The following is a 20,458-nucleotide window of genomic DNA, read 5'->3' as shown; positions in this document are numbered from 1 at the left end:
TACGTGCTATGTCTCTTATCCAGTCTGCTTTGTAGCTTCTTTGTCACCCCTTCAGCTGTTTAAGTTGTCAATGATCGTGGCAAAAGTGCTTCTGAGCAGAATAAGTCTTGCCCGACTTAGAACTTTTATACTAATAAATTTTGTTTCGTATTCTCTAACATCTTTTCAAAGAATACGATGATATTTACTAAGGAAATATTGACTGACTAGAGTTAATAATAACTGGGGCGCTAGGATTCGAACCTAGGGATGTCGGGACCAAAACCCGATGCCTTACCACTTGGCGACGCCCCAAAGCTTTCGACTTTATTAATATAGCAGTCTGTGTAGGGGATATGTCAAGTACTTTGAAAAAATATTCTGAACTAAGATGGGTGCTGTAAGTTATTCTCGCTGCCCCTGCCTCTGAAAATTCCCCATTTAATGCAGTGGCCAAAATTGAATTAGTGCAAATGCTATGGCAGCACTACCCAAAGGCACAGTCAAATTGTCAACCCCCAAAAAGGAAAAGGCTTCTAAGCTAGTGGCGACAAAAGCCACCGCTAGTGATACAGTCCAAGCCTGCCAAACGTTGCCTAGTACACCAAGTAAAATTAAGCTACATACCAAATAGCTAGCTAAGGCCATAGTTAAGGAGCCTTCCCAGCTTTTTTGCGCTCCTAAAAGTTTATATTTATGCTTACCAAATCGCTGTCCAACCAAAGCCGCTAATCCATCACCCCAGGCCATTACCATCATGCCGATCGCCGCATATTGGGGTTGTTGTATATGCCAAAACCAAGCCACTAAAACGCCGACACTGACAGCGTAAAAGAATGTGCCTAAGCTCTGTCTACCTACACTATTAATACCTGGGAGAAGTGGGAAAATGTAAGACAACAGAGTGACTACACTTGCCACAATGGAAGCACCAATGCCTACACTGGCAGGAATATCTAACCACCAAGCCAGTAAAATCACATGGCCAGCGCCAATGTGAACTATTTTTCGGACTATTTCCGAGTCGCTAGTGGCAAAGCGATTTACCAGCCCAGCGATCGCCAGAATAAAGGATACCCAAGCTGCAACAATACTAATTTGCAGCCATAAAGGCGGTGTTGAGATTAATTCAGAAACTAAGTTTAACAAAGATAATACAAGATAGAAAGTTTGTGCCTTTCTTACCAATTTATAAGATTTGGGCGACGCTCATGAAGCAAATATTTATTTGGTTGATCAAGGGATACAGGATGTTTATTTCGCCGCTATTTCCCCCGACTTGCCGCTTTCAACCCACTTGCTCAATGTATGCCATCGAAGCAATTGAAAGATTTGGCGCGTTCCGTGGTGGCTGGATGGGGATTCGCCGCATTTTGCGTTGTCATCCATTCCACCCAGGCGGTTATGATCCTGTGCCAGAGGTGGGTGAGCATTGTTGTCATCATGATAGCGGGAAGTAGGGAGTGAGTAAATTTCTTTCCCTACACCCCTACACCCATATCTGATTAACAAAATTTGTGGGCTGTTTTGCCTGTTGATAGTGAACTTTACCCGTAAAGGGAATATAATCTATGCGCTGTTTGGATGGAAGTAAAGGAAATTAACCACAGAAGTCCAAAATTCGTTATTCTTTTGATATCCTGGCGAAACTACTCGTGGTTTTTTGCTGATGTTTTCATTTATTAGCTCTGCCAATCCTTGGTTAGTAGGAGTAGGACTAAATACTATTTTATTGAGTTTAGTCTGGTTCGCTCCTAAAAAACTGCTTACCCCAGCAGGTGTGTTTCATGCTTGGTTATTGGGCATATTGATTTGGGGTACTTTAGGCTGGCAAGGATATTTAGTAGTTACCTTTTATTTTCTTGTAGGTTCTGGTGTCACACGTATCGGGATGGCACAAAAAGAAGCTCTTGGTATTGCCGAAAAGCGTTCGGGTGCAAGAGGCCCGGAAAATGTGTGGGGTTCTGCTTTAACTGCGGCGCTGTGTGCTGTGGGCGTAGGAATTATGAATGCTGGGCTTTTTTCACTCAGTTCCCAATCCCTAGTTCCCAGTCCCCAGTCACTACTATTATTAGGTTATGTCGCCAGTTTTAGTACAAAACTTTCTGATACCTGCGCTAGTGAAGTGGGTAAAGCTTACGGCAAAAGTACTTTCTTAATTACGACTTTGCAACCAGTTCCTAGAGGTACAGAAGGGGCTGTGAGTTTAGAGGGGACTTTAGCTGGTGTGGTGGGTTCTGTGGCGATCGCTATTACAGGTTGGGGAGTCGGTTTAATTTCTCCCTTGGGAATTGTTTGGTGTGTCTTGGCTGCTTTGATTGCCACAAATTTAGAAAGTGTAATTGGTGCGACATTGCAATCAAAATACACATGGTTAACTAATGAAATTGTTAATATTCTTAACACCTTAATTGGGGCGATCGCTGCCATATTAGTTGCCTTTGTTTGGTCAAGCTCTTTTGGTTAGGGTAATAGTTTTAGGTACTGAAGAATAAAAAATTATTTTTTGACTCAAGACTTAAGACTTACTACTTAAATATTACTGAAAATATGCTTAAATTCTTTCTCAGATTCATATCTGGAGTAGAAAAATACGACTATACAAATAAATGTCAATTAAAATACGAAATCAAATTAAGCTGAAATATTTTTATCTTGAAAGTTGCCATTACTTATTAATAGTTTATAAAATCTTATCTTTAGCTGTTTTTACCAGGTGATTTCATGGAAACTCTATCATTTTTGAGCATTGACGACCGCCCCATTTCGATTGAACAAACCGTAAAATACCTACAATCCTCAGGGAAGTTGGGTCAATTTATTAGTGATGTCCTTCGTCAGTACGTCATTGAGCAAGAAATCCAAGGGCGAGACGATGTAGAAATCAATCCGGCATTAACTGAACAAACAGTGATTGATTTTCGCCTAAAAAATCAACTCGCTGACCCCCAAGCTTTTCAAGACTGGTTAACTAACAATGGTACGGACTATGCCAGATTCCATGCCTCAATTACTTTTAACTTTAAATTAGAAAAATTGAAAACCTTAGTGACAGAAGCTAAACTCCCAGAATATTTTATTGAGCAGAAAATCTTTTTGGATCGGGTGGTAATATCGCGGATTGTGGTTGATAGTCGAGAACTGGCAGAGGAATTACAACTGCAAATTGCAGAAGGGGGCAGTTTTGAACAATTAGCTAAAGAGTATTCTGTATTAGACGATCGCCTGGTTAATGGCATGATGGGGCCAATTAGTCGGGGAACTATGCCAGACAAATTACGGGCTGCTATTGATGTGGCTACTCCTGGTCAATTAGTCGGGCCTATAGAAATTGATGGACGTTATGGTTTGTTTCGGGTGGAACAGTTTCTACCAGCGTCTTTAGATGATATTCAACTCAAGCAAGCGTTACAAAACGAACTATTTGAAAAATGGTTAGCAGAGAAAATTCAAAAGCTGACGGTGAAATTACAAGTGAGTTAAAAATTCTAGATAACGAATCTCTAAAAATCAAAGTGCTAGCTGCCATACCTTGGAATCAACCGCCTCTCAATTGGCTCACCTCCGAACAAAGATCCCTTTTAGAAGAACGTTTAGAAATCCGTCGTTATCGACTAGGAGAAAAAATCTGGTCAAGCGAAGCGGGTGGTTATCAGTTTTTCATTGTGGCTGGTAAAGTCCGCTTGCGGGAGGAAGGAAGCGGTCAATCTTTGGCTGCTATACAAATGGGAGATTGGTTTGGTGACTTACAAAAGCTACCGGGAGAATACAAAGCCGTAGCGGCTAGTAAGGAAGTGATAGTGGCTTGTTGGGATACCCATCTGTGGGCGCAAATATCTACTCCCGCGATGGAAGATTTTTGGCTGGGATTGGCCAAACAAGAGCATACTGAGATGGAGAATGAGGTCACATCCGTCCAGTCTCCTGCTTTGCAACAACCCCTTACGCCTCCAGAACAAACTCCCCAAAGTCCTCCACCTGTAACCCTGAGTTATCCTTTTGTTAGCAGTTGGAATACGGGTGCGGCTTGTTTAACAATGGCAGCCCAACACCTGGAAAATGCGGTGAATTTGGAATGGGTACAACGCCAACTGCGGGGGCAAAGTCCTAAACAATTGGTAGAAGCTGGAGAAAAGTTAGGCTTGGTATTGCGAAGATTGCAAATGACTTGGGGTGAGTTGCGTCAGCTGACTTTCCCAGCTTTGTTGCAGTTACAAGCCGAGTCTATGCCTGATCCTTCTTGGGTAATAGCTTATGGACTAAAAGGCGATCGCTTAATTATTGCTAATCCCTTAAATCCTGATAATCTTTGTGAAAGTCTACCACAATCAGTGGTGGAACAATGTTGGGATGGTCAGTTGTGGCAAGTAGAACTGATATCCAAACAAGAAAAATTTAACCTGAGTTGGTTTACCCCAGCCGTTTGGAAATATCGCAAACTCTTAGCAGAAGTATTATTAGCGTCTTTTACCTTGCAACTATTGGGTTTAGGTACACCACTAATTACCCAAGTTGTGATTGATAAGGTGATGGTACAGGAGAGTTTACCAACTCTCGATGTTATGGCGATCGCACTTTTGGCGATCGCTGTATTTGAATCAATATTGGGGATTCTGCGGTTATTTATCTTTACTCATACAGCCAGACGTTTAGATTTAAGCTTATCAGCACAATTATTTCGTCATTTGATGCGCCTACCCTTGGCTTATTTTGAGTCACGGCGTGTAGGGGATACCGTAGCCAGGGTGCAGGAACTAGAACAAATTCGCCAGTTTCTCACAGGCACAGCCTTAACGGTAATTTTAGATAGCATCTTTGCCGTCGTCTATTTGGCATTGATGTTTTATTACAATATTCCTCTCACTTTTGTGGCGTTAGCAGTGCTGCCCTTATTTGCCACACTGACGATAGTTGCTACACCAATTTTACGTAACTGGTTGAACGAAACCTTTAACCGCAGTGCTGACAGCCAATCATTCTTAGTAGAAACGGTTACTGGTATCCATTCTGTCAAAGCTCATGCAGCTGAATCAGTAGCACGCGATCGCTGGGAAGGCTTATTTGCTCGTTTCGTGCGTACTGGTTTCAAAGCCTCTACCACATCCAACATTAGCAGTAATATTGGCGACTTTCTCACTAACTTTTCCTCTCTACTAATTCTGTGGTTTGGCGCAAAATTAGTCATTGACCAAAAACTGACTATCGGGCAATTGGTAGCCTTTCAAATGCTTTCTGGTAGGGTGACAGGCCCACTTTTACGCCTAGTGCAGTTATGGCAAAACCTGCAACAAGTCCTACTTTCCGTAGACCGGATTGGCGATATTCTCAACGTCGCCCCAGAAGCAGAGATGGGGACTGGCTTAGTTCTACCACCTCTGAAAGGTCAAGTTAGTTTTGAGCAAGTCTTTTTCCGTTACAAAACCAATACAGAACCAGTACTGCGAGGAATTTCCTTTAATGTAGAACCAGGACAATTTGTGGGAATTGTTGGGCGCAGTGGTTCTGGGAAAAGTACCCTATCTAAGTTGCTGCAAAGGCTTTATCAAATTGAATCAGGACGCATTCTCATTGATGGTTTTGATATCAAAAGTGCAGATTTAGCTTCCTTAAGACAACAAATTGGCGTAGTTCTCCAAGAAGACTTCTTATTTAACGGTTCCATCTTGGAGAATATCACCTTGGGAAATCCCGATATTACTGCCGAGCAAGTAGTGGAAGCCGCTAGACTAGCTGTAGCCCATGACTTTATCAGTCAATTGCCCTACGGTTACGAAACTAACGTAGGAGAGCGGGGTACAGCTTTATCTGGAGGACAAAGACAACGCATTGCTTTAGCCAGGTTGTTTCTCTCCGACTCGCCGATTTTAGTATTAGATGAAGCTACCAGCGCTTTAGACAGTGAAACAGAACAGCAAGTGTTACAAAATCTGCAAAAGATTTCTGCCAACCGCACTGTATTTCTGATTGCTCACCGCTTTGCACCCTTGAAACGAGCAGATTTGATTCTCGTTTTAGAAAAAGGCGTGATTGCAGAACGGGGAACCCATCCAGAGCTTTTGCAACAAAAAGGCTTGTATTGGTCACTTTACCAACGTCAACAAGCCAATGTGTAAGCAGTCGTAGTTTTTTAATTTTTACCTATTACTCACAATCCATAATACTTTTGGACGAATAGAGTTTTGCTCTATTCGTTTTTTTTTGCTCAAAAAGCTCATTTGATTTTTGATAATTTCGTAAATTTTTACACTACGATTATTCCCAATTTTTTACTTAAAAAGAAAAATAATACTTTTTGTTTGGATAATTTCACGGCTAAACTGTGCATCTTTCTGCATATTTAGATTTTGGAAAAATGATTATAATTTCTCCTGCATCTAGTCTTTAGCTAGATGAATAAATAGTTTTAGCATTTATGTCTGTATAAATTTTTTAGTATTTGAGGTTCAAGAGTTCATGAGTGTTACCCGTGAATATAACAACTTAAATAGGTTGGATAATTTAAGCGATACCTTATCATCTGCTAGCAACTCTAGAATTTTTAATAGTAATAAAGATTACTTTCCCCTCGATACTGCTGTAAGCTCAATCATCGGTAGTAGTGATATAGCTGAAGCGACAGGAGTTTTAGCATCTAATAGCTACGCAAGTAATGATTTAAGCAGGAGTAATTTAAGTAACACTAATTTTACACAAGCATCACTCCTACCAGACCTAACAGCACCAATCGGCTCAATTCCCACTTCTGCTAATGTCGGGAGCAGCATTCAAATCAACTATCAAGTCAGAAACCAAGGCAGTGCAAGTTCTGGAGGCAGCTTCACCAACTTCTATTTATCTCCAGATTTTAATCTCGATAGTAGTGATAGGTATCTAGGCTTTGACTATGTGAGTGGTTTGGCGGTTGGTGCTTCTAGCCAAAGGTCAGCCACACTCACCATTGGTAGTAATATCAACCCTGGTAATTACTATTTGATTTACTATGTGGATGGTGATGGTTATGTGAGTGAAAGTAATGAAAATAACAATATCTTCGGTGCAGCAATCTCAATTACCCAGCCAGATTTAACAGTATTAAACGCCTCAATTCCCACCTCAGCAAGAGTTGGGAGCAGTATTCAAATCAACTATCAAGTCAGGAATCAGGGTAATGGAAGTGCTGGTGATAGCAATACCAAATTCTACTTATCTCCAGATTTGAATATTGATAGTAGTGATTTCTATCTAGGTTTGGACTATGTGAGTGGTCTGGCTGCTGGCGCTTCTAGACAAGAGTCAGCCACATTCACCATTGGTAGTAACATCAACCCTGGTAACTACTATTTGATTTACTATGCTGATGCTGATGGCTATGTGAGTGAAAGCAATGAAAATAATAACGCCTTTGGCAATCTAATTAATATTACTTCCGCAGGGAATCCAGACCTAATTATTCAAAACCCCACAGCACCAACGACAGCATCAGTAGGTAATACCATCCAACTGAGTTATCAAGTAAGAAACCAAGGTGTGGGGAATGCCGTTGCTAGCACCACCAGATTCTACCTTTCTAGAGACACAACATTTAGTACAGATGATGTGTTGTTAGGTTCAGATGCAGTCAATAGCATCGCCGCAGGTGCAGTCAGTTCCGAAACAGCCTCGATTGTTATAGCCAATAGCATTGCTGCTGGTAACTATCACTTGTTGTTCAGAACTGATGCTGATAATAACTTGGCGGAAAGTAATGAAACTAATAATGTGGTTTCTAGAACCATCACGATTAACACAGCTGATTTAATCGTTCAAAACCCCACAGCACCAACGACAGCATCAGTAGGTAATACCATCCAACTGAGTTATCAAGTAAGAAACCAAGGTGTGGGGAATGCCGTTGCTAGCACCACCAGATTCTACCTTTCTAGAGACACAACATTTAGTACAGATGATGTGTTGTTAGGTTCAGATGCAGTCAATAGCATCGCCGCAGGTGCAGTCAGTTCCGAAACAGCCTCGATTGTTATAGCCAATACCATCGCTGGAGGTAACTATCATTTGTTGTTCAGAACTGATGCAGATAGCACAGTAGCGGAAAGTAATGAAACTAATAACATCGTTTCTAGAGCCATCACGATTAATGGCCCAAGACCCGACCTGATCATCCAAAATATTTCCGCTCCTAGTATTGTTGACCCTGGCTCATTGACACTCAACTACCAAATAGCGAATCAGGGTACTGCTAGTGCTGGTAATCATAGAACTAAGATTTATTTGTCTAGAGACACAACTCTTAGTAACGATGATATATTGCTAGCCTCTGACCCGAATTACTTTTATCCTGTACTAAACGCTGGCACTTATAGTTCAGAGTCTTACCTTTTGTCTATAAGTAGGGATATCAATTTTGGTAACTACCATCTGCTATTCCAAGCTGATGGCAATGGCGAAATCAGTGAAAGCAACGAAACCAACAATGTCACCGCCAAAGCGATTACAATTGCTGCACCAGATTTAATTGTCCAGAATCCTTCGGCTCCTGCCAGCGCTAACATTGGTACAACAATTTCACTCAGCTATCAATTAAAAAACCAAGGTAATGGCAATGCAGGTTTTCATTTCACGAATTTTTATCTTTCCCAAGACCAAACGCTTAGTAATGATGATGTCTATTTAGGCTTTGATGACATCTCTCGTCTTGCACCCTCTGCTGTAGCCTCACGCTCTAAATCTTTAACAATTAGAAGCAACACTGTTCCTGGTAATTACTATCTGCTCTATAAAGCTGATGGTGATGGAACAATAAGAGAAAGCAATGAAAATAATAACGTCGCTGCGAGAGCTATTACGATTACTGCACCAGATTTAGTGATCGAAAATGCTACATCTGCTGGTAGTGCTGCCATCGGGGCTACACTGCAAGTTAACTATCAACTGAAAAACCAAGGTAATGGCACTGCTGGAGGCAGTAAGACAAGTTTTTATCTTTCACGAGATGGGGCATTTGGTGATGATGATATCTACTTAGGTATTGAAACTCAAGCTAGTGCTAGTGTCGCGCCAGGTGCGTTTATTTCTCGCTCTACAACTATTACCCTTGACCCTACAATCAATCCCGGCCAATACTACCTCATATTTAGAGCGGATGGAGCAGGATCTGTTGCTGAGAGCAATGAAGGTAACAACGGCCTTTACATCACAGCACCAATCAATATCACTCCTATTAATGGCGGTGGATTTAACTCCACTACAGGTTATGGCTTAGTCAACGCCGCCGCCGCCGTAGCCAAAGCCCTTAATCAAAGCACCTTTGCTGATGTAGCTGACTTGGGTGGTAATGATTGGGGAGCAGATGCGATTAAAGCACCTGAAGTCTGGGCAAGGGGATACACTGGTCAAGGTGTGATCGTTGCGGTGGTGGATAGTGGAGTGGACTATACACACCCAGACTTGAGTGCCAATATGTGGAGGAATAGCAGAGAAACTGCGGGTAATGGCATAGATGATGATGGCAATGGTTTTATTGATGATGTTTACGGTTGGAACTTTTTCGGCAACAACAACAATCCACTAGATGATAACGGTCATGGTACTCATGTAGCTGGTACTATTGCTGCGGTGAGAAATACTTTTGGAGTGACTGGTATTGCCTATAATGCCAAGATTATGGCATTGAAAGCGTTGGGTGGTCCTCAAGGAACAGGTTCAGATGATATGGTTGCCAACAGTATTCGTTATGCTGCGAATAATGGGGCGCGTGTGATTAATCTCAGTTTAGGAGGATCTAATCCTGCACCTGATATTCTCTCAGCTATTCAATATGCCATCAGTAAAGGAGCAATTGTTGTTTCTGCATCTGGGAATGAAGGTCAATCTCTACCAGGCTACCCAGCTCGCTATGCAGACCAGTTTGGAATTGCTGTGGGAGCAGTCAATTACAATATAACCTTAACCGATTTTTCCAACCGTGCTGGAACAACTACACTGGCATACGTTACAGCCCCTGGTGCATACGATGACTTTTTTGGCATTGGTATATATTCGACCATACCAGGGGGTGGCTATGGTTTGAAGCCGGGAACATCAATGGCTGCTCCTCACGTTGCGGGTGTGGTGGCGCTGATGCTGAGTGCTAAGAACAATCTCACTGATGCTCAAGTGCGTCAGATTCTCACTTCTACAGCTGCGAATGGTGGTACACTCCCCAGTGCTAATTTGAATGCTTTGTCAAACACAGGTAGTAGTAATACGACGCTTTCGAGATTAACTTCTAGTTATACAAGGGCTGGTCTAGTTGAGATTTCTAATTGGACTACAACTGCTCGTGAACAAAGCATTACTACAGATTTGGCAAATTTAAGAAGAACATTTGCCTACTATCAAGACAGTCGTGATTATCAAGGTGTTCTTTCTTCTCAAGAAGTAGATATTGATGAGGAAAGTATAAACAAGAGACGCAGAAATACACCTAAGACTGTCAGGATTAGTTAATAGATTCAGGTGATACTCCAGCGCCTTCTCTGCCAGGGAAGGCTGCTCAATGTATTGAAGTTATGTTTTTTAACGCGGAGGGGCGCAGAGGTTTACGCAGAGGGGCGCGGAGATTGTCCAATTTTATTAGCGGTGTACTTAGTACCTTAGCAGATTAGGAAATGCTATGAAGATTCACGGCAACTTATGTATTGAATTAATTAAATATAAAAAGAAAATATAGAAACAATTATTAAGGTTTTTAAGGCGAAATAAGAATATTTTTGATGGAAATGTCTGGAGACTAACACAGATGGTTAAGTCTTCTGTTGTTCATGGTTAGGGATTTTCGTTAGATATTGCTTTGAGTTTTGAGGTGAAGGACTCGGAGCGATCGCTTGTTTGTGGGGTAAACTGCCCAATAGGTGGATGAGTGACTGATATTGGTAGGAGTTTTGTGGATATATCAGGGTTGAGGGAGAAAGGCTGACCCAGATAATCTTCTGGTTGGCTTAAGCTGACCTCAATACTAGCTGTCATACTGGCGCTAGAAAGTGCTAACATCTTTTCGGTTGGGGGTTCCTCTTCTTCTTTGACTTGTTCCTGTTGTTTGAAACTCATCAATTGTAGGGTCTGATTTTGGTTGTTTCCTTGTCTGGCTCTATATTGTTCGGGTGCAGCCATTGGTGTTAAGCTTTCAGGAAATTTGCTGCAAATCAGGCGTTCAAATTCCATGTTGAAATGATATATTTCCTGACCCCGCCTTTGCCAAAATGCCAAGAGTTGCTGTACTGAGATTGCTTTATAGCGACCTTGATATAATGCCTCAATGACTGCTAAATGTAGCCAGTCGGCGGGATATTGTTTTTGCCAACGGTTGACTAGCTCATCAACGTGATAACCACTGAGGTCAAAACTATAGTTAATGAGTAGGGCTTTTGCCAATTTGGCATAGGTGTTTGGTACTGATGTTGACATAAGACCTTTAGCTGCCGGCAATAGGTATGAATCATCGACCCATCGCATATAGCCTAGCGTGTTTTTGGCTGTAGGATTTATTACCAAGAGTTTTATGACTAAAAAGCAGTGTTTTTTATTTTACTTGTTCAACTGCTAACTGTCGAAATAATATAGGGTGAATTAATACTTGGCGCTCTCTGTATGGCGACTAAGGCTTGATAGACCATTGCGGCTACTTCTGCCCTGGTGGCTTCTCTGGTTGGTGCTAGCTGTTTTGGGTCTGGATAATTGACAGTAATTTTCTGTTGTGTTGCTGTAACCACGGCTTTGCGAGCATATTCAGGAATATTATTATTGTCAGTGTAGATGAGTAAGTTATTGCTATCAACTGTCGATAGAGCTAATCCGTTAACTAGAGAGACGATGACCTGTAGCCTCTGGACGTTTTGGTCGGGGCGGAAGGTGCGATCGCTAAAACCACTGACGAAGCCGCCACTAGCGGCGATTTGTAAGGCTTTGTATGCCCAAAAATTCTTGGGTACGTCAGCAAAATCTGTGGCTGGTCTTCTAGCTGGTGGGTTAAAGGCTACTGCTACCATCGCCGCATATTGGGCGCGGGTCATGGGTTTGTTGGGTTGATAGCTACCATCAGCAAAACCACTGGTGATCCCCATACTGGCTAAACCGCGAATGAATGGTTCAGCCCAATGTCCTGTCAGGTCGGTGAAGGAGGGGGTATCAACTTCAGGGCTGACTATATATGGTGAAGCTATGGCTTTTTCTTGCCCATTAGCTACTAATGCCTGATAAATTAAAGCCCCTATCTCGGCGCGGGTGATATCTCGCAGTGGTTCTAGTCTATCGGTTTGGGGATAGTTGACAACCAAGCTGTTTTGGGTGGCGACGGCGAGGGGGTTTGTGGCATAACTGGGAATTTGGGCGCGATCGCGGTATACAGTTAACACATTGGGGCTACCTCCAGTTAATTTCAGACCATTGACAATGGAGACGATTGCTTGCACTTTGCTTAAGTTCTGCATGGGGCGAAAGGTTCCATCAGGAAAACCGCTAATAAATCCCATTTGGGCGGCTTTGGTGATGGCTGATGCTGCCCAGAAATCTGATTTGATATCGGTGAATTTGGGCGGCTGATTGTTGGCGGGGAGTTGAAAGGTTTTGGCAATCACCGCCGCATATTGGGCGCGGGTGATTGGTGCATCGGGGGCAAATGTGCCATCGGGAAAGCCACTCATTAAGCCTTTGTTTACCAATGCTTCTACAAAAGCGGTTGCCCAATGTCCAGCTAGGTCCAGAAAACGAGTGTTAGCCGACTGTATGGGAATATCGATGATGGCGGCGGGAAATTCCACCAATCCCTTGACTTGGGTGGGATTTAACTGATTGCCTACAGAAACTAATTTTTGAGTTGTAGCATTTTGTATATCAAACTCACCATTATTACTAAAAATATTACCTGCTGTATCTTGGCTGCTACCCAAGTCAGGGAGGGCGTTTTCGTTGATTAATAGTCCGCCTTGGGTATTTTTGATGAGTAAATTATGACGTAGTACAGGACGGGCATTACGAGAAAGAGCGATCGCTGTCCGATTTTCTGATAGTTTGTTATTAACGAGTAAAGGCGCAGCAAAGTCACTGATAGCGATACCTAAAGGATTCTTTTGGAACACATTCCGCAATACTTCCCCTTTGCTGTTACGTGCCATAAATAAACCACTAGCCGTATTCTGCACAAACACATTATCTAAAATCGCTGGTTTAGCTGTACCGCTAGTAAATACACCTTCCCGACCACAATTAGTAAAAGTATTATTAGCAATATTAGGTGCAGTTGATTCAATCCATACGCCACTCCCCTTAGCTATGGGATTGGTGACAGTCACACCCCGCAGACTGGCTTGACTGAGTAAAACTAAGGTGACATTCTGCACGCTAAAACTAGGGCTTTGATACTCTCCCCCCCCAGAAATCAAAATTCCTGAACCTTTGGTGACTTCATTCCCCACCACCGTTACCCCCTCAGGAATAACCAAGGGAAAGACTTCTTTATTTGCGGTGTTATAAGTCCCAGCACTCAGTTGGATAATCGTTGGTGGAGTGGCTTTTAAAGCGCGGGTAAGGGTTTTAAACGGACTTTGCCGTGAACCCGTGTTAGCGTCATTCCCCGTTGCTGGGTTGACATAGACTGTGGTAATGGGCGTATTGTTCACAATTAATGATTGAGCAGCAATTTGTGGAAATTACGTCCATCATAAAGCAACACTACTTATATCAGGGCTTCGCTGCAAATCACAATGGGGATAGGTTGGAACAAGATTGGCAAACTGTTATTTATAGCTGTCCCATGATTCACGTTCTTCTTGCAGTTGCTTTTCTATATCTTCTGAGATTCTAAAGTGTTTTTGTTGACTTTATATAGTGATGACATCTTCGTAAATTTCTGGCATTGTGAGGGTTAATCCTATTGAGTTTAATTTTAAGTCATGTTCCTGGGTTAATATTTCTAGTGTCCAATTGCCTTGGTTATCTTTGCGATAAATTTCGATTTTGATTTCATCTTGGGAAACTAAGATATATTCTTGTAAGCTTTCTAGAGTACGGTAATTGATAAGTTTTTCTCTTCTGTCTGTGAGTTCTGTGCTTGGTGATAGGACTTCGATGATTAAGCAGGGAGAGTTTAGGTAAAAGCGGTCTTGGTCTTGTGGGTCGCAGGTGACGGTGACATCTGGATAGTAGAATAGGTTTTTGGGTTCATTGGCTAGTTTGAGTCTGATTTTCATGTCAGCCATGAAGACGCTACAGGAAGTACCCCGCAGATGGGAACGTAGTCTTGAGTAAATATTCCCTGATATAAGATTGTGTTCTTTACTACCGCCGGACATGGCGAAGATTTGTCCGCCCAGGTATTCGTGACGGGTTTCGCTTGATTTTTCTAGTTCTAGGTATTCTTCGGCGGTAAAGAGGTTGATGGGTGAGTACATGGTTTCACTTTGTTAGTCTCTTTTCTATTATGTGTAGGAAACTCAAGGTTGGATTTTCTGCGCTGGGGGTGAGGTATTGTTTTTGTCTCACGCAGAGACGCAGCGAAAAGTCGGAGCGCCGGCTTCCGGCGATGCCTACGGCAACGTCTTCGACGAACAGAACTTTTCAAGACAGAGGAGCAAAGAGAGGAGATGGAGAGTTTAGGTGTCAAAAGTGCTGCAAATAATACCCTCAGAGGACACCCGGATTTTCTCTGGTTTGCAAATTCAAATATATTTACGTATTAATACTTTATAAATCAGTATTTTATGAAACCTGGTAAGTGGAGTCCGGTCAATAGGGTTGGGAAAATGTCAATATTGTTGAGTACCCTAGATGAAGTTGCTCGGCAAAACTGATGATTGAAGTTGAACATCTAAGTAAAATCTATGGTTCCACCCCAGCAATTACTGATGTGACTTTTAGTGTCGAACCTGGGGAGATTGTGGGGTTTTTGGGGCCGAATGGGGCGGGGAAGACGACAACGATGCGAATTTTGGCTGGTTATTTACCTGCAAGTAGTGGGACAGCTAAAATTGCAGGTTTTGATGTCCATGAAAATTCTTTGGCGGTACGTCAGCGTATTGGTTATTTACCAGAAACGCCGCCATTATATACAGATATGACGGTGGAGGGATTTCTGCATTTTGTGGCACGGATTAAGGGGGTGTCCGCAGGCGATCGCTCTCTCAAGGTAAATGCAGCGATCAAACGTTGTAATCTGGAGGATAGGCGTAAAGTAATTATCCGCAAATTATCTAAAGGATATCGTCAAAGGGTGGGTATTGCTCAGGCGATCGTCCATGACCCACCAGCAATTATCCTCGATGAACCAACGGTGGGACTCGACCCCAGACAAATTATCGATGTGCGGAATTTAATTAAAAGCCTCGCAGGAACCCACACGGTAATTCTCTCTACTCACATTTTGCCAGAGGTGAGTATGACCTGTAGCCGTGTGGCTATTATCAATCGCGGTAAGGTGGTAGCTACGAATACACCAGAAAATTTGATGACTCAGTTGACAGGTGGCTCAGGTTATGAAATTGAAGTTGAGGGGGAAGTAGCCCTAGCCAAGCAGGTATTACAAAAAGTGCCTGGGGTGAGTTTGGTAGAATCTATTCCTGGTCATCATCTGCCTAGAGAGAACCGCGCATACTTACGAGTATTATCAAAACCGGGAAGCGAAGCCGGTAAAGATATTGCCACAAGTTTAATCAGTTCGGGATTTGGTTTGTATGAAATGCGCCGTGTCAGCGCTACCCTAGAAGATGTCTTCTTGCAACTAACCACAGAAGAAAAGAATCTCACATCCCTGAAGGATTCAGCAACCAAAGAAGGAGAAGCAGCGTAAATGGGTATAGTCTTGAGTAATATTATTGCCATTTATCGCCGAGAGTTACAGAGTTATTTTGTCTCACCTTTAGCTTATGCGATCGCCTCTGTATTTTGGTTCATCGCTGGGTTATTTTTAGTGATGATTTTGCTGGGGCCAAATGGTATTTTAGTATACGTCGCTTCTTTGGATGTACAAGGACAACAACTAGGAGTACCAGTCCCCCCAATTGATGTACCGGCGGAATTTATCCAGGCATTTTTAGATCGGTTGGGTTGGCTATTATTATTTATCTTGCCAGTGTTGTCGATGGGATTGTACGCCGAAGAACGCAAGCGCGGTACATTGGAACTTTTAGCCACCTCACCAGTCACTAATTGGGCAGTAGCCGTTGGTAAATTATTAGGTGTGCTGACATTTTTTATTACTCTAGTTGTACCATTACTACTATTCGAGGCGATCGCTCTTAGTAGTTCAAGTCCACCAATGCCAGCGACGATACCCCTACTCGCTCATTTGGGGTTAATCTTACTAGCAGCAGCCATTTTATCCTTAGGAATGTTTATTTCTTCCCTAACAGACAGCACTATCTTATCTGCGGTTTTCACCTTTGCCCTAGTTTTATTGCTGTTATTTGTGGATGTAATTGCTAAAGGTATCGGTGGCCCTGTAGGAGAAATAATTGGGCATTTATCTCTACTAAAACATTACAACACCTTCATTCAAGGCATTTTTGACACCAGCGCCTTAATATTATTTGCCAGTTACATCTTTTTGGGAATCTTCCTCACAGCCCAATCAATTGATGCACTGAGATTTCAGCGTAATTAGTCAATAGTCCATAGTCAATAGTCCAGTGTCCAAAAATATGTAACTGTTGACTGTTGACTGTTGACTGTTGACCTTTGACCTTTGACTTCTAATATGAAAATTATTCAACAAAAGCAACTTGGGAAATATTTATTTTGGTTAGGCCCTTTTTTGATTGTTGCGGGTTTAACATCTGGATTAGTTTCTGATACCTGGGGAACAATTACCCTAGTATTATTAATTTCTGGAATTGTCATCATTGGGTTGTGGTTAGGGTGGCAAAGTCAGCGTAGTCATTGGTGGAAGAGACGTTCTACCCAAGCTGGTACTAACGCTATTGTGGCAACTCTGGCAGTTTTGGTGATTTTGGGACTGATAAACTTTTTAGGGAGTCGCTATCAAGTACGGGCAGATTTAACAGAAGCCCAGTTATTTACCCTATCACCACAGTCACAGCAACTGGTGCAAAATCTCCAACAACCAGTAAAAGTTTGGGTGTTTGATGTCATTCAAAATCCCCAAGACCAACAAATTTTAGAAAATTATCGCCGCAAAAGTACTAACTTTGAGTTTGAGTATATTAATCCCCAAAGTAGACCAGGACTAGCAGAAAAATTTGGCGTTAAAAATTATGGTGATTATGGTCAAGTTTATTTGGAATCTGGCAATAGACGGCAATTAGTGCAAACCTTGAGTGTGAATGAACGTCTGTCAGAAATTAGGTTAACCAATCGCCTACAACAAATTATTAGCGATCGCACTGCCAAAGTCTACTTCCTCCAAGGTCATGGCGAACACCCAATTACTGCGGGTGAAGGTACTATCTCACAAGCAGTCCAAGCATTAAGCGATAAGAACTATAATTCCTCACCTTTGAATCTAGTAGAAAATGCTAAAGTGCCTGATGATGCTGACGTTGTAGTCCTAGCAGGCCCTAAACGCGGATTATTTGACGCGGAAGTCAAAGCATTACAAGACTATCTCAATCGTGGTGGTAACGCCCTACTCATGATTGACCCCAGCACCAACCCCAACATCAACAGCTTACTGCAAGAATGGGGTGTACGCTTAGATGATCGTTTAGCAGTCGATGTCTCTGGAACTGGCGCACAACTGGGCCCGGCTGCACCTATAGTTACAGATTACGGACAGCACCCGATTACAAAAGAGTTTGGTAACAATATTTCCTTTTATCCCCTAGCCAGACCTCTAGAAATTACCCCAGTAGCTGGTGTAGAGTCTACCCCATTGTTAAAAACCAAAGCCTATCCCGACAGTTGGGCAGAAAGCGACCTACAAAACGAAAATTTGCAGTTTAACCCCGAAAAAGACCTGAAAGGGCCTTTAACCTTGGGTGTAGCTTTAACCAGAAAACTACCAGCCCCATCTAGCCCCACGCCTTCACCCAACGCATCCCCAACAACACCAGCAAGCCCTACTCCCACCGCATCCCCAACAAACCAAACTCAACTCAGCCCCATTCCTTCACCATCCCCAACAACACCAGCAAACCCCACTCCCACCATATCCCCAACAACACCAGCAAGCCCCACTCCTTCACCCACTGCATCCCCAACAAATCAAACTCAAGCCAGTCCAATTCCTTCACCATCCCCAACAACACCAGCAAACCCCACTCCCACCATATCCCCAACAAACCAAAGTCAAGCCAGTCCCATTCCTTCACCATCCCCAACAACAACCCCAAGCGAACAGAAGCCTGAAAAACCAGCTACCGAATCACGGCTAGTAGTGATAGGGAATTCAGATTTCATCACCAACGCCATATTTGAACAACAATTAAATGGGGATGTCTTCCTTAATTCCGTCACCTGGCTAAGTCAGCAAGACCAGCAACTCCTTTCGATTCGTCCTAAAGAACCAAGAAATAGACGAATGAACCTATCCACCTTACAAGCCAATGTCTTAACACTATCATCTTTGTTTGTTTTGCCCTTACTCGGCTTAGTCACAGCCGCCATTATCTGGTGGAAGCGTAGATGACCAATGACTAAAAAAACTTTAATTCTGTTATTGTTAGCCCTGGGTTTGAGTGGTTTTGTCTATTTCTGGGAAATTCGCGGTGCTACTCAGCGAGAAGAGGCTAGGGAGAATCAACGGCAAATCTTTTCTTTTACAGAAGATGATGTCCAGTCTCTCACTGTAAAAACTCAAAAACTGACGGTGAATTTGCAACGAAACCAGCAGTCTAATCAGCCCAAGTGGTTGCTGAAATCTCCTGTATCAGAACCTGCAAATGAGCCTATAGTTAGTTATTTGATGGATTTATTGGTAAAAGGAAAGAGTACAAATACTATATCAACACCACCTAACCAAACAGCCGAATTTGGTTTAGACCAACCCCAAGCCACCATCAACATTAACCTGAAAAATCAAAAAACCCATCAGTTGATTCTGGGTAAGCCTGATTTGAACGGTCGTTTTGTCTACGCCCAAGCTGACCCTATCACTCAAGCAAATGGTAATGTCAATGTGCTAGTGGTCTCTATAGATTTTGAAAATGCAGTCAATAGAGAATTATCAGAGTGGCGACAACCGGTCAGCTTGGATAAAGTTGCACCACCAAATCTACCTCAGCCAACTCCTACCAATAGCCCATGAATCAATTCAAAATTCTTGTAGAGACGCGATGAATCGCGTCTCCACCCAATGACATATCCAAGAGGGGTTTTAAACCCTTAAATTTACGATAAAATTCAGAGTCCCAGCGAATCTATCAATACCTGAATTGATTCATGGGTATTGTTAATTTTGAATTTTAACTGCGGAGCGAACTGACGTGACCAACCCGACTGCAACCTTACTAATTTCATGTCCCGACCAACGGGGATTAGTCGCTAAAATCGCTAACTTTATCTACGCCAATGGCGGAAATATTATCCACGCTGACCAACATACCGATTTTGCGGCTGGTTTATTCCTCACTCGCATTGAATGGCAGTTAGAGGGGTTCAATTTGCCGCGAGAGATTATTGGGGCAGCATTTAATGCGATCGCTCAACCTCTAGGCGCTAAGTGGGAGCTACATTTTTCTGATACAATCCCACGTATTGCCATTTGGGTAAGTCGCCAAGACCATTGCCTTTATGATTTAATTTGGCGACAACGCGCCAAAGAAATCGCTGTTGATATTCCCTTAATTATTAGTAATCATCCCCATTTAAAAGTAGTTGCGGAGCAATTTGGCATCGATTTTTACCACATTCCTATTAATAAAGATAACAAAGCTGAACAGGAAGCCCAACAATTAGAATTACTACAAAAATATAAAATTGATTTAGTTGTATTGGCAAAATATATGCAAATTGTTAGTGCAGATTTTATTACGAAATTTCCGCAAATTATTAATATTCATCACTCATTCTTACCAGCCTTCGTAGGCGCAAATCCCTACCATAGAGCCTTTGAACGCGGTGTAAAAGTTATTGGTGCCACAGCCCACTATGCTACTCCAGAATTAGATGCTGGGCCAATTATTGAACAAGATGTAGTTAGAGTTAGCCACCGTGATGAAGTTGAGGATTTAATTAGAAAAGGTAAGGATTTAGAACGAGTCGTATTAGCTAGAGCCGTGCGCCTACATCTGCAAAATCGGGTTTTAGTTTATGGAAATCGTACTGTAGTTTTTGAATAACTGGCGATCGCCATAAGAGGTTATTTATAAAGTAAAGATAAAATTATTGTAGGGTGTGTTAGGCGCTGATTTCCAATATGATTGGTCACGGAAAAAATATCCTAGCGCCTAACGCACCATCCACGCGGCGGTGCGTTACGGCTAAATTTAATTGTCTCTTTGACCCAAATCCTTTCATAGCCGTAACACACCCTACTTCAGATTTACTTTATAAATGGTCTCTAACAGATTTTTTG

The 20,458-nt window shown here is 42.4% G+C and carries 14 protein-coding genes and 1 tRNA gene; 10 read left to right on the top strand and 5 right to left on the bottom strand.

The window, feature by feature from the left end:
• Positions 1 to 222 precede the first annotated feature (222 nt).
• Together ACM5QX_RS12110 and ACM5QX_RS12105 are read right to left on the bottom strand one after the other, a co-directional pair.
• Positions 223 to 294, bottom strand: a tRNA-Gln gene (locus ACM5QX_RS12110).
• A 126-nt stretch (positions 295 to 420) separates the two neighbouring features.
• A complete protein-coding gene (locus ACM5QX_RS12105) occupies positions 421 to 1,128 on the bottom strand; it encodes a diacylglycerol/polyprenol kinase family protein (RefSeq protein WP_414753721.1) in 708 nt (235 codons plus the stop codon).
• A 62-nt stretch (positions 1,129 to 1,190) separates the two neighbouring features.
• On the opposite strand from ACM5QX_RS12105, the gene yidD reads away from it, so the two are divergent.
• The 5 genes from yidD (at position 1,191) to ACM5QX_RS12080 (ending at position 10,443) form a co-directional block, all read left to right on the top strand.
• Entirely contained in the window at positions 1,191 to 1,439 is a 249-nt protein-coding gene (gene yidD / locus ACM5QX_RS12100) for a membrane protein insertion efficiency factor YidD (RefSeq protein ID WP_414753719.1), read from the top strand.
• Between the two features lie 209 nt (positions 1,440 to 1,648).
• Positions 1,649 to 2,446, top strand: coding sequence for a TIGR00297 family protein (locus ACM5QX_RS12095; protein WP_414753718.1), 798 nt, complete (start codon positions 1,649 to 1,651; stop codon positions 2,444 to 2,446).
• A 257-nt stretch (positions 2,447 to 2,703) separates the two neighbouring features.
• Positions 2,704 to 3,462 carry a peptidylprolyl isomerase gene (locus tag ACM5QX_RS12090; RefSeq protein ID WP_011320904.1) on the top strand — a complete coding sequence of 253 codons (759 nt, stop codon included), beginning with the start codon at positions 2,704 to 2,706 and terminating at the stop codon, positions 3,460 to 3,462.
• Positions 3,411 to 6,092: a type I secretion system permease/ATPase gene (locus ACM5QX_RS12085; protein ID WP_414753716.1), complete on the top strand. Its 2,682-nt coding sequence runs from the start codon at positions 3,411 to 3,413 to the stop codon at positions 6,090 to 6,092. The genes ACM5QX_RS12090 and ACM5QX_RS12085 overlap by 52 nt, the downstream gene beginning before the upstream one ends.
• A 340-nt stretch (positions 6,093 to 6,432) precedes the next feature.
• Positions 6,433 to 10,443: a CARDB domain-containing protein gene (locus tag ACM5QX_RS12080; protein ID WP_414753715.1), complete on the top strand. Its 4,011-nt coding sequence runs from the start codon at positions 6,433 to 6,435 to the stop codon at positions 10,441 to 10,443.
• Positions 10,444 to 10,761: 318 nt separating this feature from the next.
• Here the strand turns inward: ACM5QX_RS12080 and ACM5QX_RS12075 are convergent, their stop codons facing one another.
• The 3 genes from ACM5QX_RS12075 to ACM5QX_RS12065 form a co-directional block, all read right to left on the bottom strand.
• A complete protein-coding gene (locus tag ACM5QX_RS12075) occupies positions 10,762 to 11,448 on the bottom strand; it encodes a hypothetical protein (protein WP_414753727.1) in 687 nt (228 codons plus the stop codon).
• Between the two features lie 80 nt (positions 11,449 to 11,528).
• Positions 11,529 to 13,613, bottom strand: coding sequence for a DUF1565 domain-containing protein (locus ACM5QX_RS12070; RefSeq protein WP_414753725.1), 2,085 nt, complete (start codon positions 13,611 to 13,613; stop codon positions 11,529 to 11,531).
• Positions 13,614 to 13,811: 198 nt separating this feature from the next.
• Positions 13,812 to 14,381 (bottom strand): Uma2 family endonuclease, encoded by a 570-nt coding sequence (locus ACM5QX_RS12065; protein WP_414753714.1) that lies wholly within the window; start codon positions 14,379 to 14,381, stop codon positions 13,812 to 13,814.
• Between the two features lie 398 nt (positions 14,382 to 14,779).
• On the opposite strand from ACM5QX_RS12065, the gene ACM5QX_RS12060 reads away from it, so the two are divergent.
• From ACM5QX_RS12060 to purU, 5 genes are all read left to right on the top strand, one after another.
• Positions 14,780 to 15,775, top strand: a complete 996-nt coding sequence (locus tag ACM5QX_RS12060; protein WP_414753713.1) for an ABC transporter ATP-binding protein — start codon at positions 14,780 to 14,782, stop codon at positions 15,773 to 15,775.
• Positions 15,776 to 16,588 carry an ABC transporter permease gene (locus ACM5QX_RS12055; RefSeq protein WP_414753712.1) on the top strand — a complete coding sequence of 271 codons (813 nt, stop codon included), beginning with the start codon at positions 15,776 to 15,778 and terminating at the stop codon, positions 16,586 to 16,588. It abuts the gene before it with no gap.
• A gap of 93 nt (positions 16,589 to 16,681) precedes the next feature.
• Positions 16,682 to 18,571, top strand: coding sequence for a GldG family protein (locus ACM5QX_RS12050; protein WP_414753724.1), 1,890 nt, complete (start codon positions 16,682 to 16,684; stop codon positions 18,569 to 18,571).
• Between the two features lie 3 nt (positions 18,572 to 18,574).
• Positions 18,575 to 19,189, top strand: a complete 615-nt coding sequence (locus ACM5QX_RS12045; RefSeq protein ID WP_414753711.1) for a DUF4340 domain-containing protein — start codon at positions 18,575 to 18,577, stop codon at positions 19,187 to 19,189.
• Between the two features lie 178 nt (positions 19,190 to 19,367).
• Positions 19,368 to 20,222, top strand: a complete 855-nt coding sequence (gene purU / locus ACM5QX_RS12040; protein WP_414753710.1) for a formyltetrahydrofolate deformylase — start codon at positions 19,368 to 19,370, stop codon at positions 20,220 to 20,222.
• Positions 20,223 to 20,458 lie beyond the last annotated feature (236 nt).

It is taken from the genome of Anabaena sp. CCY 9910 (assembly GCF_963920875.1).
Classification (GTDB): domain Bacteria; phylum Cyanobacteriota; class Cyanobacteriia; order Cyanobacteriales; family Nostocaceae; genus Trichormus; species Trichormus variabilis.
Note: the sequence above shows the minus strand (reverse complement) of the source record. Positions and strands in the feature narration are given on the sequence as shown.

Bases quoted from the DNA above. Each gene is read 5' to 3' on its own strand.
- yidD (WP_414753719.1), top strand. From the start codon at position 1,191: ATGAAGCAAATATTTATTTGGTTGATCAAGGGATACAGGATGTTTATT.
- ACM5QX_RS12095 (WP_414753718.1), top strand. From the start codon at position 1,649: ATGTTTTCATTTATTAGCTCTGCCAATCCTTGGTTAGTAGGAGTAGGA.
- ACM5QX_RS12090 (WP_011320904.1), top strand. From the start codon at position 2,704: ATGGAAACTCTATCATTTTTGAGCATTGACGACCGCCCCATTTCGATT.
- ACM5QX_RS12085 (WP_414753716.1), top strand. From the start codon at position 3,411: ATGGTTAGCAGAGAAAATTCAAAAGCTGACGGTGAAATTACAAGTGAG.
- ACM5QX_RS12080 (WP_414753715.1), top strand. From the start codon at position 6,433: ATGAGTGTTACCCGTGAATATAACAACTTAAATAGGTTGGATAATTTA.
- ACM5QX_RS12075 (WP_414753727.1), bottom strand. From the start codon at position 11,448: ATGCGATGGGTCGATGATTCATACCTATTGCCGGCAGCTAAAGGTCTT.
- ACM5QX_RS12065 (WP_414753714.1), bottom strand. From the start codon at position 14,381: ATGTACTCACCCATCAACCTCTTTACCGCCGAAGAATACCTAGAACTA.
- ACM5QX_RS12060 (WP_414753713.1), top strand. From the start codon at position 14,780: ATGATTGAAGTTGAACATCTAAGTAAAATCTATGGTTCCACCCCAGCA.
- ACM5QX_RS12055 (WP_414753712.1), top strand. From the start codon at position 15,776: ATGGGTATAGTCTTGAGTAATATTATTGCCATTTATCGCCGAGAGTTA.
- ACM5QX_RS12050 (WP_414753724.1), top strand. From the start codon at position 16,682: ATGAAAATTATTCAACAAAAGCAACTTGGGAAATATTTATTTTGGTTA.
- ACM5QX_RS12045 (WP_414753711.1), top strand. From the start codon at position 18,575: ATGACTAAAAAAACTTTAATTCTGTTATTGTTAGCCCTGGGTTTGAGT.